Origin of the sequence: Alcanivorax nanhaiticus (assembly GCF_000756665.1) — a bacterium.
Taxonomy (GTDB): Bacteria; Pseudomonadota; Gammaproteobacteria; order Pseudomonadales; family Alcanivoracaceae; genus Alcanivorax; species Alcanivorax nanhaiticus.
In genome coordinates this window covers 1-23,925 of the sequence record NZ_ARXV01000025.1, presented here as the reverse complement: position 1 = coordinate 23,925, position 23,925 = coordinate 1, and the positions used below count along the sequence as shown (strand labels likewise).

Sequence of the window (23,925 nt, the reverse complement as noted above, 5' to 3'; positions counted from 1 at the left end):
AGACCAGCAGTAAACAGCCCACCAGCAACCCATTTTTCTTCTGTACTGGTGCAGTCGCTGGTTTGAGCATTTACAATTTCTGTACCGTTGCCTACCCTCTTTGGAACTACCGATCACGTTCAGCAAGAGCCCGACCTTCGTCAAGGAGCTTGAGAAAATGTTCCAGCTCAAAAATCCTACCGCTGACACTCGGATTGAAGACCACTTCGAGTATTCCTTCGTCCGATAACCCAAGTTCAAGAACTGGCGTCTCGCCTTCTAATAACTCGAACAGTGCATACTCGCGATTAATGTCAGTTGTTTTCCGCCAACGATAGCTAACATTGTCCATCATAGTCATAGTCCTCACGGGTTAATGAAGCCGATAAAGCTTCCGTCTGATGCCCAGCGAGCACCGAATCCACCAGGAATTTGAACCTGAGTTACAGTCCCATACCGACCAAGCGTCGGAGTCGTCGTAACCCCATTTCGCATAATGTTTCGCAGCGCAGAGTGAGCCGCCTCATTGAGGGCTGCATCGGTGCGCAGCGTTTGCCTCAGTGTCTCTTTCGTCTGCCCAATCACTTCGGGATGTTTTGTCAGCGCTCGGCCAGCATTTGACAAATCCGTGCTCTTGAACGACTGGACAGCGGCCTTGTAGAGCGGGTTTTGGTTGCCTAATCCCTTTGCAACATTCCCTAGCCACTTGTAGTTTCCCGGCAAGAAAAGACCAGCAGTAAACAGCCCACCTGAAGCCCACTTCTCTCCTGTCGTAGCACAGTCGCTGGTAATGGTTTGGTAGGTATCGTAGGCGTCCCACGCGCTCAAAGCGAACTCTACGGCGGCATAAGCTCCGAGCAATAAAGGAACGAACTCCCCGGTCGGGTCTGCATTCCCTATCGGATTGCTCAGGGCATAGGCGTAGGTGTTGATACCACCAGCCAGTCCAATCGGGTCGCTGGTGATGTATCGTCCGGTTTCGGGGTCGTAGTAGCGCCGCTATTACAACTGAACCAGACATCTGGTTTTTTTTACCTGTATTTCTCCTTCGCACTTCATTAATTGCTTAGGAGGCGACTTAAACTCTATAGTTGATAGCCGCCCTTGGTGTATGTAAATTGAGAATCCGGACTCATACGCCAAATCTCCAATATTAGAAAGTAATATGCCTTGAAAAACCTTCAAACCACTATCCTTACGCTTAAATAAGAAATTTTCCCACGCTTTATAGTCTGGATCACTCAAAGAGTGAAATGCGCTAACCATCCCCTGCGGCCCGCGCTCTATATAGTCAAACGAATTAAGTTGCCTTTTAAGAGCGCCGCCAGCTTCTGAGGAAATAGCTCCTACCCAAGCAGTGAGGCATGCCTCCTCGTAGGGTTTAAGGCGATTGCTACCTACGAGCTTCTGAATAGCTACTGAAATATGAGTTAGTGCCTTGTCGAATATGCTCATTTTAATCTCCAATGGTTGACATTCCGGTTAAGCCTGCACCAATAGCTGCTCCTTTATACGTGTGGGGCACTCGATCTAACTGCTGAAGCGCAGGATGATACCTAGAGCCGAGATTGCGCCAGCCTCTGGGATACCTATATGGGTCATGGCGATAATGGCGTGCAGGTGTTACATAATTTCCATTCAATTTGTTTCCTTTTTTTAGAAGGCGTTTGCTTAACCACTGGGGCATTAGTGGCCATTTTTTTGCTCTTGCTGGGATCCAGTGTGAATACTCCATGCCAACTGCTTTGCTCCCTGATGCTCTCCAACCTAGAGCGCCACCAAGGATAAATCCATGCCCAATACCCACGACCTCTCCAGTGGTATAGGCAGCAGAACACCTATTTACCGCTGAGTCAGTACCAAGTGCTTTTCTCACAGCTCCGGTTAAACCTAGAGAAATCGTGTCACCGAACCCAGCGCTGACATCAACGATAGATTGTGGCAGCGGGTCTCCTATAGCCCATAACCCATACGGGTCATAGAGGCTCTTGGGATTGTTCAATGCATACGCATAGGTATTAATCCCCCCGCCCAAACCAATCGGGTCACTGGTGATATACCGCCCCGTGTCCGGGTCGTAGTACCTGTGCCAGTTGTAGTGAAGCCCTGTCTCCGTATCGTAATACTGCCCAGGGAACCGCAGGTTGAAGGTCGGCCCCTGGCTGGTGATGCTGGCCTTGCCGAATGGGTTGTAGCTCGCCTTCCAAACTACTTGGCCGCTGGAATCGGCCGATACTCCCGAGCCTCTTTGCTCTATGAGGAGAGGTTTTTACGTTATCAAAAGGCTAATTATCCGTTCCCGAATTTTCTTTTTCAGAACAATTCTGCGCCCCAGTGCAATCAAGGTTAACCCAACACCCAGGCAAATGAGGGTGAAAACAAGCTCAAGCGATAGCCAGATGGAGAGTACAACAATCAAGAGAAAAACAACTCCAATTATGGTTGGAATATAACCGAATATGGATGGGAGTGCTGACTCCCCGAAGTCTTTTACCTTCTTAGTCTGATTGATGTATCCGAAACCGAAAAACTTGCCAGAGTAATTATCATTAAGCCCAGCAACTACGATTTTATCTCCTATCCTTACAACCCACGGATCTTCCGTTGTAAGGTCTACAACCTTTGATGAACTATCAATTTCCAGGATGACCCGGCAATTGTTAATAGACCTGAAAGATAAAACTTCCCCCTCTATTTTTCTTATTGCCTTTAATTCTTTAGCACTAACTCTATACGACATCACTATACCTATATTAACGTGACCGCTGGCGTCGGCCAGGTAGAACCGACACCAGCACGATTACCCGCCAATTCTTGACAACATGCCAGTCTTAATATTTTTCTAGCTCCGCATTAATGTCTTCGATAAATTGCTCCATGTCTGGAACAACACCATTATCAGAAGGTGTGTAGAAAACACCGACTAACACACCATCATTTTTCAAAGAAGGGACAAGCTCTGTCATCAACTCATCAACGGAAAATGATTTAACTTCATATTCTTCCCACTCGCCCCCTGCGCACATATCAGCGTATTCCTTGGCAGGCCAAACGGGGAATACTTTCTCCCCGTCTTCTGTCGAAGCTAAAGCCCATCCATCTTTATAAAGCCCCCATACAACCTCCCAGTCAGCAACAACCTTTATAAAGTGTTGATACCGTTTCGGTCCCGGCAACGCGACTATGGCGTCAATTTGTGTTCTACTCAATATTTTTGCCATCACAACCTTCCTCCGCAGTGCGGGCACCTAAACGAGCGTGTAAACAAAATCGAACCGATACTTTTCACCCTAAATGACAGAAGGCGATTATCTTTTTTCCCAACATGCAACGGTGCTCCCCCGCAGTGTTTGCACTTCACTAAAATAGATGCTATAGCCGACAGTGGTGCAACAGCCAATAGAAGGTATATGATACCGCCCAGAACTTGCCCTCCCAGAGTAAAGAAGCCCAGTTCGTGCATCACCCCAAAAGCTGGGATTGATAAAAAAAGCACCCATGAAACAGATATACCCAGTGCGACCATTCGCAGTACAAACGATGATTTCATTTTGTCGCCATCCTGCATTTACTCAGCTCCTTTAATATCATTAATAAACCTGTTCCACAGGTTTGTATACCAGGGAACTATTGTTTCTCCAGCAGCGACTCCAACCCCTTCACCAACAGCACCCAAAGCATTTGTTGGTGCCAAAGAGTACCCTGGAGCATTCACTGGCTTACCGATGATGTTTTTGGGAATGTATGGGCGCATTAACATATTCCCCAATCGCCCGGCGGTAAATGCTCCTCCGACTGAAGCTCCAATTACCGCTGGATAATTGATGTTTTCAAAGGGGCTTTCGTTCATTGCGCATGGTTCATTGTCCTTATGTATTCGATAATAATTGCCCGCAACCTGCCCCGTATAACTTGAGGCGGCGTTGTTAGCCATTACCCCCATAATACCTGTACCGAACGGACTTATAGCTCCCACGGCTGCGCCAATTAAACCGCCCCTGATGGCTCCTTCCCATCCTCCAGTTATATAGCCTCCAACGGCTCCAGATAGTCCACCGTATATAGCCCCTACGCACCACGGGCATTGCCCTGTCGGGTCGGAGTAAATCATCGGATTGCTAAGCGCATAGGCGTAGGTGTTAATTCCACCAGCCAGCCCAATTGGGTCACTGGTGATGTACCGCCCTGTGTTCGGGTCGTAGTAACGCCGCCAGTTATAGTGGAGACCTGTCTCGGCGTCGAAATACTGCCCTGGGAACCGCAGGTTGAAGGTCGGTCCCTGGCTGGTGATGCTGGCCTTACCGAACGGGTTATAGTCCGCCTTCCAAACTACTTGGCCGCTGGAATCGGTCAGTGCCTTCGGGGTGCCCAGGTGGTCAACGTGGACGTGGTAGGTCTGTCCTGATTGCACAAAGGCCAATGGAGTGCCATCGAGCCAGATGTATTCCGCCAGCACACTCCCCGTGGCCGAGTCCATCTCTGCAATGAGGTTTCCGCTTCGGTCGTAGACCAGCAGCCGTGTATGGCCGTTGAGTGTCTTGGTGACCCGCTGATCGAGGTGGTTGTAGGTGTAAAGCGCGGTGTTACTTCCGACTGACGCACCCACCAGCCGGTTAAAGCTGTCATAGGTGAACACGTCCCCGCCGCGATCAACCATGTTCCCGTTGTCATCATAGGAATTGGTCACAGCGCCAGCTTCTAACAGCCAGTTGTTGCTGTAGCGGATGTCGTAGCTCTCGGTAACGCCACCAGCCGTGAGCGAGGTTCTATTACCCGAAGCATCGTAGGTGTAATCCAGCAGCCCGTAGGAGCCGTCTGCGCCAGCAAGACGGTCTACCCCGTCAAAGGTCAGGCTCTGGCTCAACGATGGCGTCAGCAAGTCGCTGATGTCCGAAATGTTGGAGTCAGCGGTGTAGCTGTAGGTAAGCGAGTGAACGCCAGGTACAGATATGGCCGTGGTGCGGTAGTTCAGATCAAGCGTCCGGGTCTCCGCCAGACCATTCCCGTGAAGCATGGCGGTCACCGGACCAAAAGGCGCTCGCTCTACCTGAACAGCCAGACTTGTGGTGGTGCCGCTGTGGGTTGTACTGACAGAACTGACCTCACCGGCAGCGTTGCGGCCATAAACCACTACCCGACCGCTTGGGTAAGTGATTTGCTCAATGAGACCTGCGCCATCGTACTGATAGCTCGTGGTCAACACCTGCCCGGTGATGGTCCATGTTTCCGCCGCGAGCCAACCTTCCGGCGTGTAATCGAATGTCCGAATGCCGTTCCCGTCATCCACGGAGGTTAAACGACCAATGCCATAGGCCGCAGCCGGGTCGTCATATCCATACTGGATGTCAGGTTCACCGGCCACACTGCTCGATACTAGCACCGGTCTGTTGAGGGCGTCATAGGTGTAGCTGATGACCTGCCCTTTGGCATCGGTGCGCGTGGCGACGTTTCCTGCCTCATCGTAAGTGAACGTGGTGGTGCCGGTGTCTGGGCTCCGAACCTCTACGGTTTCACCAAAGCCGTTGTACTGGTAGTACGTTCTTCGGGAACGAGGGTCTGTGACCCGGTAGACCTCACCGGTATCCTCGTAGGTTATCTGGGTATCTTCACCCAGCGGATCCAGAATCTCCGTCTGGTGGTGAAAGCCATCATAGCCATAGGTGTATTGATCACCCTGCGGGTCGGTTTTCTCTACCAGGTTGGCAACAACATCGTAACCAAGCTGCGTCTGATTGCTGTAAGCGTCCTCGATGCCGGTGAGCCAACCTATCTCGTTGAACTCGCGCTGCTCGGTCCATTGGATCTGTCCAGCCGGGTCAATCAGGCTTTCCGTTGTAATGTTGCCAAGACTGTCCCGAGCGAAAGTGCGCTTATTCCCCAGTGCATCCGTGGTTTCAACAAGGCGATGGGCATTGTCATAGTGGTAGGTGACGGTCACTCCGTTCGGCTTCGTCAGGCTGCTCAAGAGCCCCGCGTCGTCAAAGGTGTATGTTGTCGTCCCTTCGGGTCCGGTAGTGCTCTGTAAGCGCCCTCGGAGGTCGTAGGTGAGAGTCTGCACCACACCATTGGGACCAATGATTTTCTGCGGATGGCCGTGGGCATCATGGTTCTGGTATTGAGTTACCTGCCCCAGAGCATTGGTTGTGCTGCTCAGGTTCCCCTGGCCGTCATAGGCGAACGTGGTGACATCGCTGACATCGGTTCGCGGGCCATCGACCATGGCGAGCTGACCAGGTACACCATTACTATCTGGATGGTAGGTGTACGTCCAGGTGCGAGCCCCCGTGCCATAGCGCTCTGATACCGTTTTATTGGTCAGTCGGAGGCGCTCATCATAGGTGAACGTGGTGACGGACTCTGGCCCTTTAATGGTCAGTGGTAGCGCATATTCCCCATGCCAGGTCGTTTCGATAGCGGCCCCGTGCTTATCAATCCTGAATGTTTCCAGTCCTCTATCGTTGTACCTGTAAGTCCGTTTCTGCCCTGCTCTATCTGTGATACCTGAAAGCATTCCCGAACTGCTGTACTCACGAATCTCGACGCCGCCAACAAACCCACTGCATGGAGCCCCTTCCACGGTATCGACCTTCAGGATGCCGTTTCTCCGCATGAAGGTGTACGTCTGGACGTGGCCCAAGGCATTGGTGACACTCACTGACCCATCCGCGTTGTAGCTCACAGAGGTCGCGTCAGCTCCTCCAGCATGTTCGCTAGAAACAGCACGGCCTTGAGAGTCATAACCCCAGGTCGCGAATCGCTGGCCGTTTTCATCTATCAAGCCAGAGAGAAGGCCCGGAGCTGAAGGATCGTCATAGAGGTACGAACGGGTTGTGCCATCCTGGTACGTCACGGTTCCGAGGCGTCCACCGGCATCGTACTGGAACTGAATGCTTTCACCGGCTGGATCCACCAAACCGGTGAGTTGCCCATTCGTGTGTTGGAAGGTCAGTGTGCGGCCAAAGCTGTCGGCGACCGTTGCTATCAGCCCATTGCTGTAGGTCACCTCGATAACATTGCCGTCAGGCTGCTCGATGCTCAGGAGCTTGCCCGAAGCGTCATACGTTTCAGCGACTCCATTGTCCTGAACGAACAACCAACCGTCATTGGTCTGTTGCAGGCTAACTCCAGTATCCCATGTTGGCACCCAGTCGCCATTGACTGAGTAGAAGGCGAGTCGTTGCCCTTCTGCCCGCTGGAGCACAACCATGTTCTCCCCATAAGTCTCTGGGGCATAGTCCACCGAACGGGAGTATGTGTGCAGCCAACCGCCCATCGGCGCGTCAGGAAGAGCACTGTTGTAGTACCGGGTGAATGTTAGTGGCTCTGCACCGGAGCTGGCGTAGTCCTGCTCAGACTGGAACTTGTTGCCGGTGCCCAGATGAATAGGGTTGCCAACGCACATGGCCGTCGATGGCAGCCCAAGATCTCTGTCCAGAAAGGGAGTGTTCTCCATCTCCCCCGGCACGATTATAGTTGAGCGGCGATAAACCGTTGCGGTTTGGCCTATACAGGTATTCGGGTCAAAATCACCATCGGCACCGACATATCGAAAGCATACCCAGGACACATAGCGTCCATCACCATAGCCTGTGGGATACAGATTTTCGCTGACATAGACACCGTTCCCCTCCTCTTCCTCAATGCGGTAGTCCTTCATGTAAGAATGCGCGTCCAGGATGGTATCGAAGCGCATTGCTTCTACTTCAGGGGTGACAGCCACCACTCGCCATTGCGCAAACGCAATGCACGGCAGAGCAGCGAGTAGAAACGCGATCATGGTCCGTAGGGACCGCAGCGAGAAAAGGGAAAGGCTTGATGTCATAGGCAGCTCCAGTCATTGTTCTGGAGCTATTTTCCGACACGGAGGGACTGACTGAAGAACGCCGATTCGCCCATTTAGGGCGAAAGCAGGCGGATTTGGGCTTGTCAGGTCAAATTAGGGGCTAATTCAGTGGGCCGTGGTGCTTGTCGTTGTGCGGGACCATCAGATGATGGATGGTCTGCGCGGCCTCTTCCAGCTTCGCCCTTGTGGCCGCGTCTGTCTCAGTCGATTGAAGTGCTACGTTGATGAGGGTGATTGTCGCGTTGTAACACTCCTCGCCCTGGATAACCCCGTTCGTCAGGGATTCTTCCAGCGCCTTTGCTGCGGCGGCCACGCCCTGCTGGTAGTTTGGTCCTATTCGTATTTCCATTGGATACCTCTTTTCTATTATTTCTAGTCTCTTTCGATGCTTTCTAACATCAAGGTAAAGAGCGTACTTTTGGGTAAGAGTAAATTACGCGCATGACAGGGCCTAAGAACCCTTTGTATTCGGACATCCTCAATCTTCCATCGAGAACAAAGATGCGACGGTTTTTAGGTTGGTTCTCCAGACGAATAAGACGCCCTAACCCCTGCTTGAACCTGATCACTGTCTCCATAACCTCTATTGCCCCCTGCTTCCGGGAGCGCGAAAGACGGGCATGATAGGACAAAGATCTGTTCAGGCCGAACGGCAGTTTTGGGATAATAAGAGTGGCTATTACATTGTCTTTATCTGTAATCTCCTCATCACTTAAACCGATGCTTTTTCCGTTGATGTCCAAGCCAGTCCATGCACCACCTAGAGCCAACCATAATGGCTTTTCACCTTTTTTCAGCTCGTTAAGGTAAGCGACTTTCTGAGCCTCGGTCGTAACATTTCCATCAGCTTTAATAATCGGGTAGTTGAGTTTACCTAGCCTTTCGTAAATACCTTTCACATCAGCAAAAGATGTCATAAGAACCAGTGTCCCCCCCTCACTCATATCGTGGGCCACCACGATTTGTTCGGCGACATTATTTAACCATGCTTTGTGCAGGTCATCCCGGCGTTCCGCCGTTTCTTGAGAATGCTTTCGACCCACCGGTACAAAGCGTAGGGCCTGTTCGAGATTCGCGGGTGGCAGGACGAATTCACTAACATTAGTTTTAAGCCAAGGTGGCGTAATCGGCGTGTAGGTCTTCAATCGCCTTTCCGGAATATATAGATTGTTTGCAAAGTAACTGCACGTATACCCCCCCATCTTTGGAAAATACAGTGTGGCACTAATACAGATGGCCGCTGTCACTTGCTGCCAAATTGCCCTCATATAAGGCTGCGTATTTATCTCGCCCGAAATGATTTGCGGATACCGTTTTACAGGTGAAAATGTTAGACCAAAGTGGTAGTGAGGCGACTCAGCCTTATCTATTGCATATTGAAGCATTCGTATTTGAGCTTTCAAAGACGCAGGTAGCTTCTTGTAGTTCTTGGTTGACCTAACAAGACTGACAATACGGCTTAACGCATGAAAATATTCAACTCCAAGGGATAAATCTACTTTGCCAGCCTCTTTATCCTTTTCATCTGCATTAATGATTATTCCGGCCTCTTTTTTAATGTTCTTCATTTTTCCCGGTGGAATAACTCCCGCGTCACTTTGGAACTCCAGGTCCTTTACGAATGCGCGAAAAGACAGATTGTCGCTAAGCATTCGTGATGCCGTTTCCTCCAGGAGATGAGCCTCATCAATAAAAAGGAACTGGTACATGGGTAACAATCCAATATCATTATTTTGATACACCTCCTTTGCCAACTCGTCTTCTTGCTGCTGAAGCTCGCCAATATCATCTCTTAGTATGCGCTTAGCGTCATCTGTAGCCTCGCCAAGCGCTTTGATTCTTGAGGCTATATCATGCTTGGTATCTCTCAACTCCTCTGTCAAATCATGTTCGCTTTGGGCAATGCGTATTCGTCTGGTTTTAGCATCTACCGCAAGCATGGCGTGTGTGCAGAGTACAATCTCTGGATACACGTCTTCTCGGACAAACTGACCTTTATAAGCAAGAAACCCTGGGTCTTCATTATCTGTATCTGTACTTAACACTACTTCAGAGGCCGGTGTGTTCGGGAAAATGCTTATTAATTCGCTGAGCAGATACGGTGGACCAGCATCAATTTCTCGATTTTCCAAAAGACCAGTCTTCATCCAACGCTTAACGGATTCCACTACATCAGAAGGAATTACATCATCCGCAAGATACCGGCGTAATTTATCGACGCTTACAAAACTATTTCGACCCAAAACAATTCTGAGTGGAACCATATCCACGCCAGCATCTACCAGACGTTCAAATGTTATTGCCATTTGCTGGATGTTGCTGATGGTGTTAGTTGCTATTACTGAGCGCTGCCCTTTTTGGACAGCCGCCTCATTAGCATTGGCTAGTATGGTCAAGGTTTTACCTATGCCGGTGCCCCCTTCGATCATCCCAACTCCCCCTTTAGTTAGAGCGTCGGAGATCGCATCCGCCAAGACAAGTTGCTCCTTGCGAGGTTTCATGCCGAGCGGCGTCAAGTAGGCGTCCATCATGTGTTCACTTTTGTCCGAGGTTATCTGGTGATGAACATAGATTTCCTTCTCAATACCGGCGCTCAAAATATAAAAGAGCAACAACCCCTCTGGCTGCTTGTATGTCCGTATCAGCATTCTTATCTTTGCACTAATTTGCTGAGGGAACGTCAAGTTGTAATGAAATGCGACGCTACCCTCGTCGCTCGGAGCGTCTTTCTTCGGTTCAATTCCTTTTTCTATCGCGTCAACAATGATTTTCTTCGCAATATCGGCGACTTTCTTCTGATTGTCTTTGCTTATTACATCTTCAGTATTATTGGGTAAAAGCGTTTGGACTAACTGCTGTGGGATTTTAACTTTAGCCATATTTTTCCTTTTAAATGACTATACAGAGTCATTATTTATATAAATTATTTTGCTATGAGTTGACTTGGTAAAATCATAATGTATATTAATTCCAAGTCAAGATAAAGGAGCACCTAAAAGTGAATCAGTATATGCTCAAGTTATGCCTCCCAAGAGGAGTTAATATTGGCCCTAATGACCTTCGAGAAGCCACCGCTAAAGTTTTGGATGGGCAGGATTGTCATCGTTTTTTTCACTACGACAAAAATGGCAAGCCTATTAATGAAAAGCCAGCCTCAAGATTTGTGGGAGGGAAAGGTTTTGTTGGGTTCATCAGTGAGCGTAACGAAGATGACATAAAAGACTTGATGTACCCTGTGCTCCAAGCTATCCAAACACCCAAACTGTTTTCAATGCTGAACGGGTTGATGCCGAAAATACAGGTGCTTCAGTTTGAGAAGAAAGCGTTCATTACACAAGAGCCCAAGGTGTACTCGGTATCCCGTTGTATCGACAAGAAAGAGCACCGGAAAACTCTTGGTGAAGAAGGTCGCCTGGCCGTGCTATTTAAAAGCATGTTGATCCAGGCTGTTAAAGAGGGTGTCCTTCCCACTCTTCCAGAAGAACAAGAGCTTCAACTTCAATTTGCATCTGTACGGGATCTTGGTTTTGAAACCCAATTTCAAAACAAAAACAAGAAGTGGATGCACATGATGCACGGTCAGTTTATTGCGAATATCGACTTACAAGGCGTTTGGCAAATGGGTGGTATGACATCTCGCGGCCATGGTCTTATCTTTAAGCAAAACAAAAAGGGGATATTTCAATCATGCCTCTAACAGTTTCACAAATGATAGCTAAACATCACCCTATCCGTTTGGTAAGTAGCACTCATGCAGAACATGACAGCCATTGCGGGGTTTGTGGAGGAACAATAGCGACTGGTAGCGCCTGTGATGATATGGTTTTAACTAAATCTTTCACCAATCAAAATGATTTGGCAGACCTTGCCTCACCATATCGCTGTGTCGGTTGTGCCTCTATCATGGCCGATAACCGCTTCCAAATGCAGCTATCCAGTGTAGTTATTACGCCAAAGGCTATTTACCCATTCGCAAAGAAGATTGATCGAGGCTTTTTCTTAATTAACCCGCCGGAACCGCCCTTTGCGATGGTTGTTGGTGTCAGCAAGCAACAACATGTCGTATGGCGCTCGCCTCTCAATCTCAACAGCAGAAGATTCCAAATCCAGCTTGGTGATGACCGCGTTGCTATTCGCCATTCACATCTAATGGAGGCGGTGAGTGCAGCCAAGTCCATACAGGCTTGTGACATTTCCGCCGCCATAACTGCTATTACCGGAAGAAAAACCAAAATAAAAGAAAATACTTCTCCATTTACTTTTAGCGACATGAAATCTGCTCGTTCAAGACAGAATGAGTGGGCGTGGTGGGCTTTGCTATTGCGAAAGGAGGGGAAGCACGACGCAGAGTTCAAAGCGCTAGACGAACTGACTTCTGACGAAGCATGGGCGCTGGATTTCTGCCTCGCTGATGACATTAAAAAACCAGAACCAATTTCTTTATAAAAGATGGAGATACATCAAATGAACAGCATTAATATTATATTAACCACCACTTCCCCATGGTATGTCGCTTTCCCAGAAAACGAATCGAAAGAATCTAAGGGTGTATCGCTGACACAGAAAAAGTCTGTTTTTGGACAACAAGTTCCTTGTTATCTCGGCAACGGGCTTAGAGGTCAGTTCCGTCGCAGCATCGGCCAGTTGATCATCGACTCTCTGCGTTCAAAAGGCGAAACCATTCCTGCCAACGTATTTATCGGGTTGCAGACTGGCTCAGCTTCCGCCCAACCAGACAAGTCCATGAACAGCGTTGAGGAACTGACCCGCTCAGCCCAGCATGTGTACATGGGTCTGTTCGGTGGTGGCGCTCGCACTTTGCGCAGCCGATACAGTGTTTCTGACATCACACCCATCCTTCATAGCACCGTTGAAACAAATGAAATTGTCGCTCCGAAGGGGATGGTGGATGAGGTGTTGGATGGCCTAAGTTATACCGTCAACGATGGTGACAACAAAACAGTGAAAGCCATCGAGGGCTGGCAGTTAATCGAGAAGCGCTGGTTTACAAAAGTTGATGATTTTGAGCGTGGGAATGTCACATTTGAACTGCTCGATACCATTGAAAACGGTGCCGAAGCGGTGTCTGACTATCTTTCTGGCAACGCAGAAAACAGTAAGCAACGAAAAGCGGCCAAAAACTCCGACAGCAAAGAAAAAATCACTAAAACATCCGTTGCCAACATGCTCGGCTTTGAAACTATCAAAACGGGTGTGAAGATGCACTTCCGTGTAGATTTTGATGCGACCATTACTGAACCCCAGTTTGGTGCCCTAATGTTGGCCCTGGAAGCATGGGTGAACCGCAACTATGTCGGGGGGTGGGGACGCACCAACTTTGGGCGGTTCAAAGTTGATGCCATCCGCATTGATTCTGACCGCTTTGATATATTTGAAAGCTACACCAACGAAGCGCTTTACGTTGATGACAAGTTCACGCTCGCCAACATGGCCGATGACATTCAATCTCACATCGCTGAGACCAAATCTGAAATCGAATCAGTTGACCGTGATGAAATCGTCAGCTATTTCACAAATCTTGCGAAGGCATAAGGTGGCATCATGGAGCCTTTAAAAGTTACCTTCAAACTAGGAGGCATGATGGTCATGCCTCCTAACCCAATCCACTTGGACTCTCTAATTGCCTATGCGGTGACACAAGAGCGCTTGCCAGAGCTGGAGTTTGACCCTCGGCCTATTTCATCACTGGCTGAGGATCTACCCATCGAAAAATACGAACAGGATGGCGACTGGTGTTGGAAAGCATCGGCGATTACCCCAACCAGAGTGCTTGAGCGCAGCTCTCGACATTATACGCAGCGTATTGACGAAAATGTCTATGCTGAAGCGGCAAGAAGCGGCTTTATACAGGCCGGACGTAAACGCGGTGAAATGAAGAAAATGTCACACGCAATAAAGATTGATACCTTACGTGGCAGCCAACGCAATCTTCTTGGTTTCTACCGTACAGTAAGAGTCGATGAACTGGTTGGTTATGTCATCGGGGATAAGGAACAGATAACCTATTACCTCAAAGAGTCTGGGCTTATCACTCACATTGGTCCTCGGCGGCGTCAAGGTCATGGAAAGATTGTTGATGTGATCATTGAAAGCGATGAACTGGCGTTTGAAAACTGGATGATTCGGGTCAAGCCTTTTAAAATGCTCGATGCTGATGTGGAAGTGTTGGCTACAACCAAGCCTCCTTATTTCGACAAGACATTGATGCAACCGGCGTTTATCCCTGATTTTATTTAATTGTTCAAACTATTAATAATAATGCGGGGGGGTTAAAGAGATATACACAAATTGGTATGGGATGAGATAGAGTCATCCCCGCCTGGACGGGGGTTAAAGGCTGAACCATGCGCTCAAAAAGCTCTTTAATAAGTCTGCCCTGCTTGCGCGGGGGTTTAAGGAAATTCTGCCATTCCAGCAACGCCCCGTGTCCGCCCCGTATACTCGGGGATTTAAGCTGGATACTCAGAGCCGGAGGCTTGGCGGTTATGGCTGCCCCGCTATGTGGGGATTGAAATGTGAGTGGGGTGTGTAGAAAATTCAGGACGAAGTTTACCCCGTTTCTGCGGGGGTTAAAGAAACCCATTAATAAGACGTTGAACAATAGTTCCGTCCGCCCCACTCTAGCGGGGGTTAAAGGGCAGGAAAGCACCTCCGAAACTACCACGGCAGGTCCGCCCCGCACCAGCGGGGATTAAAGTGAAGAAGCTGGTGAATGCCGGAAACTCATTGCGTCTGCCCCGTATGAGCGGGGGTTAAAGGAGATACAGTTCGCCCGTTGCACTGGTAGTGGTCCGCCCCGTATCAAAGGGGGTTAAAGGAATAAAGTTACCGATCTTTCCTTTTTTAATTTGTCTGCCCCGTATGAGCGGGGGTTAAAGGTTACTACACTAGACACGATAACCTGAGTAGCAGTCCGCCCCGCATGATCGGGGGTTAAAGGGGGGTAGGCTCGCACGGGACTCCCGAAAGTAAGTCCGTCCCGCACCAGCGGGGGTTAAAGGTCGTATGAGTGAAATCGGCGAAGTGTATCTAGGTCTGCCCCGTATGAGCGGGGGTTAGAGAAACCCAGCTTCGGGCTCTTCAATAATGGAAGGTCAGCCCCGTTTACTCGGGGGTTTAAGAATGGATTTTATGTCTCTTGATCTACTAACTGAGCCTGCCCAGCTCACGCTGGGGTTAAAGTGATAATCAACAGTGAAATCGACGGTTCCAATAGCCTGCCCCGCCGTGCGGGGGTTGAAGAGAGAAAACCAAGCGAACCTACCTAACGCTTGATTCAGCCCCGCTATGCGGGGGTTAAAGATGGTATTTATATTGATATTTTTTACAATGATTTTCTGCCCCGCCTGAGCGGGGGTTAAAAGCTACCGGTCTCCGCTGGAGTGACATAAATAAAGTCTGTCCCGCTTTTGCGGGGGTATCTGAAAACAAAGTTCTTTCACATGTGAAAGATTGAGCTTTATATTTATTTGCCCCACATCCCCTGCATTAGCTTTGCCATCGAATGGTTCAAATGCTTTCTTTCATCCCCTTGTGGATAGGGGTTCTTATCTTGGTGCTCTTCAGGCTCATCATTTAACTGTGTTCCCATTACCAGCCAGTCACAAACGATCTCTTTTTGAGACATTGTATCTTGTATAAATGACTCAAAGGCTCTCGCTAACATCTCACCTGAGTCTATCCAATACTTTTTAACGCCCTTCTGCGACGCTAGGTTTTGGGACCGCTTGTAATACTTCGTGCTGGGGGACAATTGTTTGGTGACGATCCCTGTTAGCAGGTTGATGTTTTCTCTATATTTGTCAGGCGCATCCTTCAGGTTCATCTCAGGAAGAAGTTCACTCACTAGCCTTCCCTCAAAACCTCGGGTCCGTGCCAGAAGAGCGTCTACTGCATGAAACCACTCATGACTAATGGAACCCGGCCCACTTCGCCTGGTTAGATTGATAATGTTTAGATCAGGCTCATAATGAGCGCTCGCGCCACCCTGCCCTCGGGCTCCGAAGGCGATACCTAGCTGACCTCCGAGACCTATCCATGAGTCAGGGATGTTTAGCAGGTGAGCTAAAACTTTGAAGGCATAGTAGCTGTTATTCAGAAATAGTTGCCTTTCTCTGTCAGGCATCGAATTGCCGAATTGAACGCCTCTGAATTTAAAGGTGTGAATGAACTGCTTTGGGGTGACATCGTAGCCAAGTTTTACATTCCTGATTCCCTCAATTTTCTTTCTTGGCACATAAGGAGAGCGGTCCAGTTTCATGTGCTCACAAAGCGCTTCTATCGCGTCATATTCGCTTTGAAACCGGTTGGGAAACTCTTCCGAATCCTTTAGAAAATATCGCCGCCCCTGGATGGTGCATAAGCTGTAATAACCATCATTGAATGAAACAGGGAACAAGCTAACCTGGTTAGGTGAGACGGTGTAAGGCCACCCAATATCCGGCAGGAGCTTTATCAAAGCTGACTGGCGCAGAGTAAGTGCAAAAGGCGTTTTGTATGTTCTGTTCTCGCCCCTGCCTATTGCGTACAACGGATACACATCTCTAATATGTTGCTTACCTTTTGTCTTAGGAACTCCCATCCGGCTCTTGAAAAGATCTGGCAAGCGCTTTACATCCGCCATGTCCGCGACATCATCATACAGTTCTTTTAGGACGGCCACTGATTGCACGAACGCTTCTAACCATTGCTCGCTGGTGACTGAAGGCTGGGAAGGCCGAGGGTGATTTCTCCACCCAGAGTAATAGACGGCAAGGTGAGCGCACACATCAACCGGCATTCCTTCATCACACAATACTTGCCAGTCTGGTTCCGGCCATAATTCCTTCAGGTTTGTGCTTAAATCACCGTTTTCCCTGCCTGCTACCAGATGTTTCTTAGCAAAGGGCAAAAACGCCCCTGTGTCATCGAGCCTGCTCATACTTCGTCTCGCTCGAACACAGTTACCAAGAACCGTTCACCGTTGTCTTCGCGAATAACCAGGTAGATGAAAGATGAGGTCGGGTGGCCCCAGGCTTCTACATTGTCAGAGCGGCCATACTTCCGGGCCTTGTGGGCAAGCACTTTGGCGTCGAGTGGCTGGATCCGCAGCTCGGGGTGCTTCAGTCGGTTAACCAGCGATGCCCATGGCTTTTTGGGGGAACCGGACGTGATCCGGGCCTGGTACTGCTCTACGGCGTGTTTGGTCACCTTCACACAACCCATGGCTGGTGTCTCTACTTCATCGAAGGTCTTGGCATACACCTGGCGTTCCCCGCCAACAGACTCCGGCTCACATTCATCCAGTGAGGGCATGAACTCGTAGCTTTGAGAAACCTCGATGGTGACGCCTTTCATGCGGTTCGTGAGGAACCCGGCGAACTTGGACGCGAATTTTTTGCTCGACTTGCCCAGGGCCAGCTTGCGGATTGCGCCTTTTGAAACGACCAGCTTGTAACCCTGCCCCGAACCTGGTTCCCTATCGAGGACTTTCTTTGCGAACAGCAGATGCTGGATGGCTACCAGCTCGCCAAGGAGCGCAGATTCCTCGTGAGTGAAATCAAGGGTTACATCAAGAATGCCCTTCTTTTTGGTGCCGACACGCCAAAATACACGCGCCTCAGTTTCGCTAACCTTCTCGGATACAGTTGTAAGTATCATCATGTGTCTATCCTCCTTTTCTCTGGAAAGGAACAGAACGGAGTTTTCCGTCTGCGCCTCATTGATTTCAAACCTAGATTACCACACCTCCAAAAAATGCAAGCCCGCCCGCAGGCGAAAAAAAAGGCCAGCATGTAAGCTGGCCTTTCTACTTCAGTTTATTTTGCATTGCCCCGATGATGTCTTTAGCTTCATCCGCAAAAGGCCCTACCACCTTGATAGAACCTCTTCTCGCGAAATTGGCCGTAACTTGCATCCTCTGGTAATGCCCTACACAGCGATACCGGCGTCTCATAAGCTCCAGATAATCTGGTTTGCCCCCGTCCCACCCTGGAGGTGGGGTGAAGGGGCATTCCAGGTTGCTGCCAGGAGTGGTATCGACTTGCGACACATTAAACACTCCCATCAGCCGCTCTCCGCTCAATAAAATCACGAAGGTATCTGGCACCAGGGAAGCCGAACTTACCTTGGCTCATAAGCACATCATTCCAGTCCACGCCTTTCGCCCGTGAGGGGATTGGCATCTTAGGAACCAGGATGAACACCTGAATGCCCATGCGCTCAAGACGCGCTTTCAGCACGTTGGCTGACTTCTCGCCGGTTAACGACTTATCCTTATCGGCCCAGATCAGAACCGTGTGAACACCTTTAGGAACCTCAAAGGCTTCCATCAGGGTTGCGTTCACAGTAGCCCATACGGGGATCTGAGTAGCACGATAGGCGGACAGCGCCGTTTCAACACCTTCAGCCACACCGAGGATGCCTTCGTTCGGTACGCCCAACTGGATGGCCGCACCAGTGACCGTTAGGTCATCAGGCACCGGCATCATCTTCTTGGGCTCCGGAACGCGGGCTTTTTTCCCGGTTGGAGTCAGGTAGATGCGATGAAGGGTGACCAGGTTGCCTTCTTTGTCTCGGATAGCGCAAACGATAGCAGGAAACTTCCCTACTTCGTTGCCATCCTCGTCATAGTAAGACAGTGACGGATGGAACCGCACACAATCACTCTCCTCGACTACATCCCAGCGGAACAGCAGCTCCCGATTCTGGAAGTAGGCTCGCATCGGTTCGACCAGATCACTCGACATGGGCATACACTCCTCTTCCCATATACGAACGATCTTGCCTTGAAGTTTCGCGCTATACGCTTTTTGGCGTTCAGCACGACGCTCCATTTCTTCTTGCAGCTCCATCAACCATGGCTTGGACTGTTCACGCGAGAGAGAAACCACGTTGGTTTCCGCTTGCGCTGGAGCCGGTGCCGGAGAAGGTTGTGCAGGTGTTTGTGGACGGGGAGCGCTCTGAGCCGGAGCTGGCTGCGAATACCCGCCGTTAACACATGCTTTTGCCTTCTGGTTACGGTACTGATTCTGGTTTTGTTGCTGCTGCTCTTTCCACGATAGCTCTTTCTCTACCGACAGAAATTCACCAACAGCGTCCAGGGTTTGCTTGAAATCCCAGTTATTGAGCCACATGAGCAGCTCAAAACCGTCATGACGGGGGCCGCAGGTATTGCAGACACCACCACCAGTTTCAAGAAAGTTTTTGAACAGTCGAAAGCCATCCTTACCACCATGTATCGGACAGGAGACATGGCGACCAGGTTTCTTCAGGGCAGCTTCAGCATGAGGCGCAAGCGCCGACACGATGAAAAGCCAATTGCTTGAAGCAGCTTCACGGACCTTTTCAGCTTTGAAAAAAGACATAGTTCTCTCCTTTTGGAACGGAGCCCCGACATCGAGGCTTCCGTAAGCCTCCGATGAAGGGGGCTTAGGGAAACCCCGACACCGGGACTGCATAAAAGGGAGATCTCCCAACAGGGAGGGACTCCCCATTGGGATTGTTAAGATATGGCCGCGCCTTTCTCGACACCGACCATGTTTTCTGGAAAGCAGTACCGGTTGAGGTACTGGTTCCTGGCGCAAGATGCGCTAATTTTTCGGACTTTGGGCTGCTCCTGGTCATACTTTTCATGAGCCAGTGACAGCGCCTGCTCTTCAGTTTCCGCTATAGCGTAGCTGTAGATGACATCGGTAAAACCGAGCCCGGAACCAAAGGCATAGACCTTATCCTCAAACCAGACCGTCAGAAAATAAATCTTAAAGCCTGGCTTCAGGTTATATTGGGTAGGCATAACGCGCTCCTCTTGTTAGAGGGCGCACTCACCCAAACCGGGCAATGCGCCCGGTGGGTTTCAGATATTATTGCTTGAAAAACGCTTCCTCAGAGGCAAGCATCACAACAACATCAGCGTTGTAGGTTTTGATGACAACTTCTTCCGGTTGGAAAAAGCCATCAAGAGTGGGCATCGGGTAGAACAAACGAGTTCGTTCCCAACGCTTATTGTCAGTGATGGCAACCTTCAACTGCTCGGCACAAGTCCGAAGAAACAGGCTCAGGCACTCATCAACAGAGTGTTTTCCATCCGCTAAGAACACCCGGTCAACCAGCTTTTCGGTAACTGTCACGTTGAACAGAAAACCAGCTTGGTCGGCAAGGTGATTCACAGCCATCAAACCATTGGTTTGGATGGTAGCGGGAGAGGAAATAGTAATTGCAGCATTCATAAGGTGTACTCCGGAAATTAGGGGTACACCAATCCAAACGGGATGATGTACCCGTTGGGTAGAATGAAATGATGGGACTGCAAGGGCATTTGCACATACAGCTATTTACTTTGCTGTTTGTTTGGGGAGGCCAGCTACCTCTTTTCACTCTCGCGTGGAGAGCAAAAACCGTCTTACCAGTGCCGCCCTAGCAAAGAGGCAGTGGTAAGAAGGCTTGAAGAGCAGGAGGGGCAAGCCCCTCCTGTCGGTCACGCAACCTTCGCTTTCAGGCGATTGATAAAGCCTCGGGCTGAATCAATGGCGTTGGACACCAGTTCAGAACGGTATCCACCGTATGTCCTGTCTCCAGTAGCATAAACGATCCCGTAGAGGCTGTCTTCCCCTAATGCAGTTTCGGTTTCCCGATCCAGCACTTCGGCTTTCAGGCCCACTACGCGCTCTTCCCCGTCGATCATACTCTTCCATGTGTCGTGGATGATTTCTTCGTCCCATCCATCCATGTCAAAGTCTCGACTGGGCATTTCGGAGAGGCGGACAATGTAGTTCTCGGTCGAGAACTCCCACGATACCTCCTCTTCGCCAGACATCGCTTCAATCAACTTGTAGCCCTCACTTTCAAGGGATTTTGATGTGTCAACGATGTCCTGTTTCAAGGCTTCATAGAATCGAAGCCAAACGTCTCCCCATGCTTTCAGCTCATCGTCAGTGACCCCTGAATCCTCTTCGGAAAGCTGGTCAATGGATTCTGACTCGTCACTGAGCGTCATCGTATTAAAATGCGAATAGTGATTCCCGAAGTCGTTTCTGGAAATTTCCAGTTCGACGGAGGAATACTCGCGAATAACACGAAACATACCCTCAATGTGTTTGAAGGCCATGAGGTTTTTCACCCGGTCTACCGAATTTAGCCCTTCTCGCTCAGGGTTTAGCAACCGCTTCATCAGGCGCTCGGCAGCGTCATCGCCGATTTTGCCGTAGAAAGCTACGCCATCCCCCTGGCAGTACCCCAGACTGAATTCAATCGTGAGGTCATCAGGATACCCAAGCTCGACCAGACGATGCTGGATGTAGTCTTTGATCATTTCGCTCATAGCGCATCTCCAAAGTTATTTGGAGGCACTTTTCCCCTGTGAGGGCAAGTGCCCCCGAGGGGTTAGGTGAAAATAATCAGGACGCTTTTCGACGTGCTTCTGTGTCGAAGCGCGGGCCTTTGAGGACCGCAGTTTTCATCGTCTCATAGTTTCTGGGATAGGATAGCTTTGAAACTGTCCCAGCCCGGATGTCATCGGCCTCTTTCGGTGAAACAAGCCGCCATCCTTCACAGGTTTCAGCGTAATACCATCCAGCGTAACGCTCATAAGCATTCTGCTGATATTTCTCTGAAGCCATGTTCTTCTTGATAGCTTCAGTCAGTGCTTCAACTACTCCAGGATCTTTGGAGATGACGTTGAACACATGAGAAACCGTCAGGAAGTTACCTGAGAACGTAGAGGCTCCCAACCAAGGCTGGAAGGTTGATTCGTTTCGCCCCGCCCGAAGCATTGGCTCGAAGGGGTAAGGGCGATAGCAGTGGTACTGCTCGAACGTGGGATCCAGAACGTCTGTCCCCAGTACATCCAGTAAGGTCTGAATATCGTCTGGGTCTTGGCCTGCCCACTTGCTCCCATTGCTGAGAATCAGTGTTTTGCCATCAGTACGTTCCAGAGCTTCTGTGAATATAGACATGGTGCATTCCTCGTGCTGGGGACGCACCATTCCCGCTCGGGATGATGCGCCCGAGTGGGTCTTTATTGGTTAGATATGGTCAGCCGTCGAGGCCGTAAATTACGGCGGAGCCAGGCTCCAGCTCAACAACTTGTGCGCTTCCATTGTCGATCAGCTCTTGCATGTACCCTTCATCAACATCAGGGACGTTGCTGCAATGCTTTTCCCAACGGGTGAGCACTCCTTGAGCCGCTTCAGCTTCAGTATTTCCTAAGCCGATGAACTCAAAGTTTCCGGTATCAACGATCATTACAAACATGATGTTCTCCGTAAGAGCTGCTTATGCGTCAAAAAAGAAGCCCTGAAAGGGACAGCTTTCTGATCGCGGAAGGTCTTCATAAACAGCATTTTTATTAAAACTGAACTTCAGAGGGTAGCGTAGCTCGATGACATCCGCTATTTCGCAGTCTTCAAAGCGACCGCTCTCCAATAGTTCATTTGCGCTTGCACCTAACTCTGGAATTTTTTCATCCCAAGTGATGTTTGCAAACTTACCTGGAACCAGTTTTCGGTTGTCGTGAAATACATGCCAATATTCACCAGTTTTGGTGTCACGGCACACAATCCCACACTCCAAACTGACACCCAAATTCCAACGCTGATCTTCGTTCAGATCGGATAGTGCTATTCCAAGATGGTCTGCATTAGTTTCTAACAGCCAATGGTATGCACCTACCCCTCCAAACACTCCGTAACCATCATAAGCCGGTTCTGCAACTGCCTCTTTCCCATTTGGTTGAAGCATATAAACAGTAACTGGCGGACGGTTTGCATGAATGTTTGGAATGCTCTCTTTGGTGTCAGCGGTTTTCCAACTGAAAAAGCCCATGATTCTCTCCTCTATCGTTTGGGAGAGGCACACCCTTTTACGGGGAGATACCTCCCCGTTGGGGTTTGTTTTGCTATTGCATCAACGATGCACCAATTTGACTGAAATCAATTTCAGCCTTTTTACCATACGTTTCACGAACAATTCCGAACTCATCTACCGACACATAAATAACAGCATTCAAGCCGTTCGGTTTTGTCGGGTAAATGATACTTATATGTTCGTTTCGGTATTCACTTGAAAGAACTTCCTTCAGCTCGGAGATCGAGCTGAAGGTGCGGTCCTTTCCAAAGTTCTTTATCTTGAGCGGTCGGGAAGGATCAGGCATCTGCTCCTCCGGAAAGTAGCTTGTCAACGGATTGACCCAGCCCTTCTCCAAACCACTCGTCAAGAGCGGCCACTTCGGGAAAATCTTTCTTCACCTGCGCGACCACACCTTCCATCTTGTTGAGCGCGTCCTCAAATTCGAGGCCGTTACCCGCCGCAACTTCAAGTTTGCACTTGATGTACGCGGCATAAACATCACACGCTTTAACAAGCTGTTGCTCATACCCTCCGGGAGAAAACGCTTCAGAAACTACGTCCTTCAGCGAGTCAGGCAAGGTTTGAACCAGGCGCTCCTCAGCAGCTTGTTCCAGTCGCTCAAACTCGCGCTTTAGCACGGGGTTGGCTTTCTTAACTGGAGTGACGACATCAGAGCAAAGCACCTCAGCCGTATCATGCAGAACTGCATGAGACAGCATTTTGGCGAGATCCACTGACTTCCCTTGCTGAAGCGCGATATTACCGGCCAGCATGGAAAGCAGAGTTACGACAGCGCTGTGCTCAAGCACCGACTCCGGCTGGAGCGAGTGCATAAGTGACCAACGCTTGATGAGTCTCTGGCGCAAGGCCAGCGCCAGGAATCCATAGGTGGGATTTGACATGGGAACCTCCAAAAAATGAAATCAGGAGGTACACCAATCCCAACTGGGATTGATGCACCCCAGTTGGGTTAATTTGAATGCTGTTTCGGGCCAGCTACCACTGAATGACAGCAAACGCTGACATTGGTAACAGAATACGATTCAGGATTATTGGCAACAACCGCCTTTTTGCCCATTTGGGGCGCAGAACCGATTTTCTCCACGACTTTCACATGTGAAAGAAAAAAGGCCCGGATGAACCGGGCCTCTTCCGTTACTGCGCCTGGACATTCGCCGAAGCATCCCCGGCATCGTCGTAGCCAACCAGCTCGACTCGTGGCAGGACATTATCGTGGCTGCTCTTGAGCAGCGTCAGGC

Annotated in this window: 24 protein-coding genes and 1 pseudogene; 4 read left to right on the top strand and 21 right to left on the bottom strand. The window is 49.7% G+C overall.

Going from position 1 to position 23,925, the window contains the following annotated elements; translation table 11 throughout:
- Window positions 1-106: 106 nt before the first annotated feature.
- The 10 genes and pseudogenes from Y5S_RS18810 to csf4 all read right to left on the bottom strand — a co-directional run bounded on the left by Y5S_RS18810 (window position 107) and on the right by csf4 (window position 10,701).
- Complete coding sequence (locus Y5S_RS18810) at window positions 107-334, bottom strand: hypothetical protein (RefSeq protein WP_156107869.1); 228 nt, start codon at window positions 332-334, stop codon at window positions 107-109.
- An 11-nt stretch (window positions 335-345) separates the two neighbouring features.
- A complete protein-coding gene (locus Y5S_RS19930) occupies window positions 346-807 on the bottom strand; it encodes a hypothetical protein (RefSeq protein ID WP_197055185.1) in 462 nt (153 codons plus the stop codon).
- A gap of 60 nt (window positions 808-867) precedes the next feature.
- Window positions 868-963: pseudogene (locus tag Y5S_RS19925) on the bottom strand (RHS repeat-associated core domain-containing protein); the annotation flags it as partial.
- An 18-nt stretch (window positions 964-981) separates the two neighbouring features.
- The gene (locus Y5S_RS18800) at window positions 982-1,434 is read right to left on the bottom strand and encodes a hypothetical protein (RefSeq protein ID WP_035235433.1); all 453 of its coding nucleotides are present in this window, start codon (window positions 1,432-1,434) and stop codon (window positions 982-984) included.
- A gap of 1 nt (window position 1,435) precedes the next feature.
- Window positions 1,436-2,236 (bottom strand): RHS repeat-associated core domain-containing protein, encoded by an 801-nt coding sequence (locus Y5S_RS20120; RefSeq protein WP_269319454.1) that lies wholly within the window; start codon window positions 2,234-2,236, stop codon window positions 1,436-1,438.
- 12 nt (window positions 2,237-2,248) lie between these two features.
- Window positions 2,249-2,719 carry a hypothetical protein gene (locus tag Y5S_RS18795; protein ID WP_035235430.1) on the bottom strand — a complete coding sequence of 157 codons (471 nt, stop codon included), beginning with the start codon at window positions 2,717-2,719 and terminating at the stop codon, window positions 2,249-2,251.
- 91 nt (window positions 2,720-2,810) lie between these two features.
- On the bottom strand, window positions 2,811-3,200 hold the full coding sequence (locus Y5S_RS18790) for a DUF2750 domain-containing protein (protein ID WP_035235428.1): 390 nt from the start codon (window positions 3,198-3,200) through the stop codon (window positions 2,811-2,813).
- A gap of 347 nt (window positions 3,201-3,547) precedes the next feature.
- A complete protein-coding gene (locus Y5S_RS18780) occupies window positions 3,548-7,801 on the bottom strand; it encodes an RHS repeat-associated core domain-containing protein (RefSeq protein ID WP_052041724.1) in 4,254 nt (1,417 codons plus the stop codon).
- Window positions 7,802-7,922: 121 nt separating this feature from the next.
- On the bottom strand, window positions 7,923-8,171 hold the full coding sequence (locus Y5S_RS18775; protein WP_035235422.1) for a hypothetical protein: 249 nt from the start codon (window positions 8,169-8,171) through the stop codon (window positions 7,923-7,925).
- A 49-nt stretch (window positions 8,172-8,220) separates the two neighbouring features.
- Window positions 8,221-10,701: a type IV CRISPR-associated DEAD/DEAH-box helicase Csf4 gene (gene csf4, locus Y5S_RS18770; protein WP_035235418.1), complete on the bottom strand. Its 2,481-nt coding sequence runs from the start codon at window positions 10,699-10,701 to the stop codon at window positions 8,221-8,223.
- 119 nt (window positions 10,702-10,820) lie between these two features.
- On the opposite strand from csf4, the gene csf5 reads away from it, so the two are divergent.
- From csf5 to csf3, 4 genes are read left to right on the top strand one after another with little or no spacing between them, the layout of a single operon-like run.
- On the top strand, window positions 10,821-11,519 hold the full coding sequence (csf5, locus tag Y5S_RS18765; RefSeq protein ID WP_035235415.1) for a type IV CRISPR-associated endonuclease Csf5: 699 nt from the start codon (window positions 10,821-10,823) through the stop codon (window positions 11,517-11,519).
- Window positions 11,510-12,268, top strand: coding sequence for a type IV CRISPR-associated protein Csf1 (gene csf1 / locus Y5S_RS18760; protein WP_156107866.1), 759 nt, complete (start codon window positions 11,510-11,512; stop codon window positions 12,266-12,268). Before csf5 ends, csf1 begins: the two co-directional genes overlap by 10 nt.
- 18 nt (window positions 12,269-12,286) lie before the next feature.
- A complete protein-coding gene (gene csf2, locus Y5S_RS18755; RefSeq protein WP_035235409.1) occupies window positions 12,287-13,375 on the top strand; it encodes a type IV CRISPR-associated protein Csf2 in 1,089 nt (362 codons plus the stop codon).
- A gap of 9 nt (window positions 13,376-13,384) precedes the next feature.
- Window positions 13,385-14,080, top strand: a complete 696-nt coding sequence (gene csf3, locus Y5S_RS18750) for a type IV CRISPR-associated protein Csf3 (protein WP_035235406.1) — start codon at window positions 13,385-13,387, stop codon at window positions 14,078-14,080.
- Between the two features lie 1,228 nt (window positions 14,081-15,308).
- Here csf3 and Y5S_RS18745 read toward each other — a convergent pair.
- The 11 genes from Y5S_RS18745 to yfbR form a co-directional block, all read right to left on the bottom strand.
- Window positions 15,309-16,763, bottom strand: coding sequence for an LPD1 domain-containing protein (locus Y5S_RS18745; RefSeq protein WP_035235404.1), 1,455 nt, complete (start codon window positions 16,761-16,763; stop codon window positions 15,309-15,311).
- A complete protein-coding gene (locus Y5S_RS18740; protein ID WP_035235401.1) occupies window positions 16,760-17,485 on the bottom strand; it encodes a hypothetical protein in 726 nt (241 codons plus the stop codon). Before Y5S_RS18740 ends, Y5S_RS18745 begins: the two co-directional genes overlap by 4 nt.
- A 389-nt stretch (window positions 17,486-17,874) precedes the next feature.
- The gene (locus tag Y5S_RS20200; RefSeq protein ID WP_035235396.1) at window positions 17,875-19,188 is read right to left on the bottom strand and encodes a DUF7146 domain-containing protein; all 1,314 of its coding nucleotides are present in this window, start codon (window positions 19,186-19,188) and stop codon (window positions 17,875-17,877) included.
- A gap of 137 nt (window positions 19,189-19,325) precedes the next feature.
- A complete protein-coding gene (locus tag Y5S_RS18725; RefSeq protein ID WP_035235393.1) occupies window positions 19,326-19,616 on the bottom strand; it encodes a hypothetical protein in 291 nt (96 codons plus the stop codon).
- Between the two features lie 67 nt (window positions 19,617-19,683).
- Window positions 19,684-20,049, bottom strand: coding sequence for a hypothetical protein (locus tag Y5S_RS18720; protein ID WP_035235391.1), 366 nt, complete (start codon window positions 20,047-20,049; stop codon window positions 19,684-19,686).
- Between the two features lie 248 nt (window positions 20,050-20,297).
- On the bottom strand, window positions 20,298-21,140 hold the full coding sequence (locus Y5S_RS18715) for an NgrC (protein WP_231552749.1): 843 nt from the start codon (window positions 21,138-21,140) through the stop codon (window positions 20,298-20,300).
- A gap of 76 nt (window positions 21,141-21,216) precedes the next feature.
- Window positions 21,217-21,774, bottom strand: a complete 558-nt coding sequence (locus tag Y5S_RS18710; protein WP_035235388.1) for a hypothetical protein — start codon at window positions 21,772-21,774, stop codon at window positions 21,217-21,219.
- A 79-nt stretch (window positions 21,775-21,853) separates the two neighbouring features.
- A complete protein-coding gene (locus Y5S_RS18705; RefSeq protein ID WP_035235385.1) occupies window positions 21,854-22,072 on the bottom strand; it encodes a hypothetical protein in 219 nt (72 codons plus the stop codon).
- A gap of 21 nt (window positions 22,073-22,093) precedes the next feature.
- Entirely contained in the window at window positions 22,094-22,642 is a 549-nt protein-coding gene (locus tag Y5S_RS18700; protein WP_035235382.1) for a hypothetical protein, read from the bottom strand.
- Window positions 22,643-22,715: 73 nt separating this feature from the next.
- Complete coding sequence (locus tag Y5S_RS18695; RefSeq protein WP_035235379.1) at window positions 22,716-22,970, bottom strand: hypothetical protein; 255 nt, start codon at window positions 22,968-22,970, stop codon at window positions 22,716-22,718.
- Window positions 22,963-23,568, bottom strand: coding sequence for a 5'-deoxynucleotidase (yfbR, locus tag Y5S_RS18690; RefSeq protein ID WP_035235376.1), 606 nt, complete (start codon window positions 23,566-23,568; stop codon window positions 22,963-22,965). The genes Y5S_RS18695 and yfbR overlap by 8 nt, the downstream gene beginning before the upstream one ends.
- Between the last annotated feature and the right edge of the window lie 357 nt (window positions 23,569-23,925).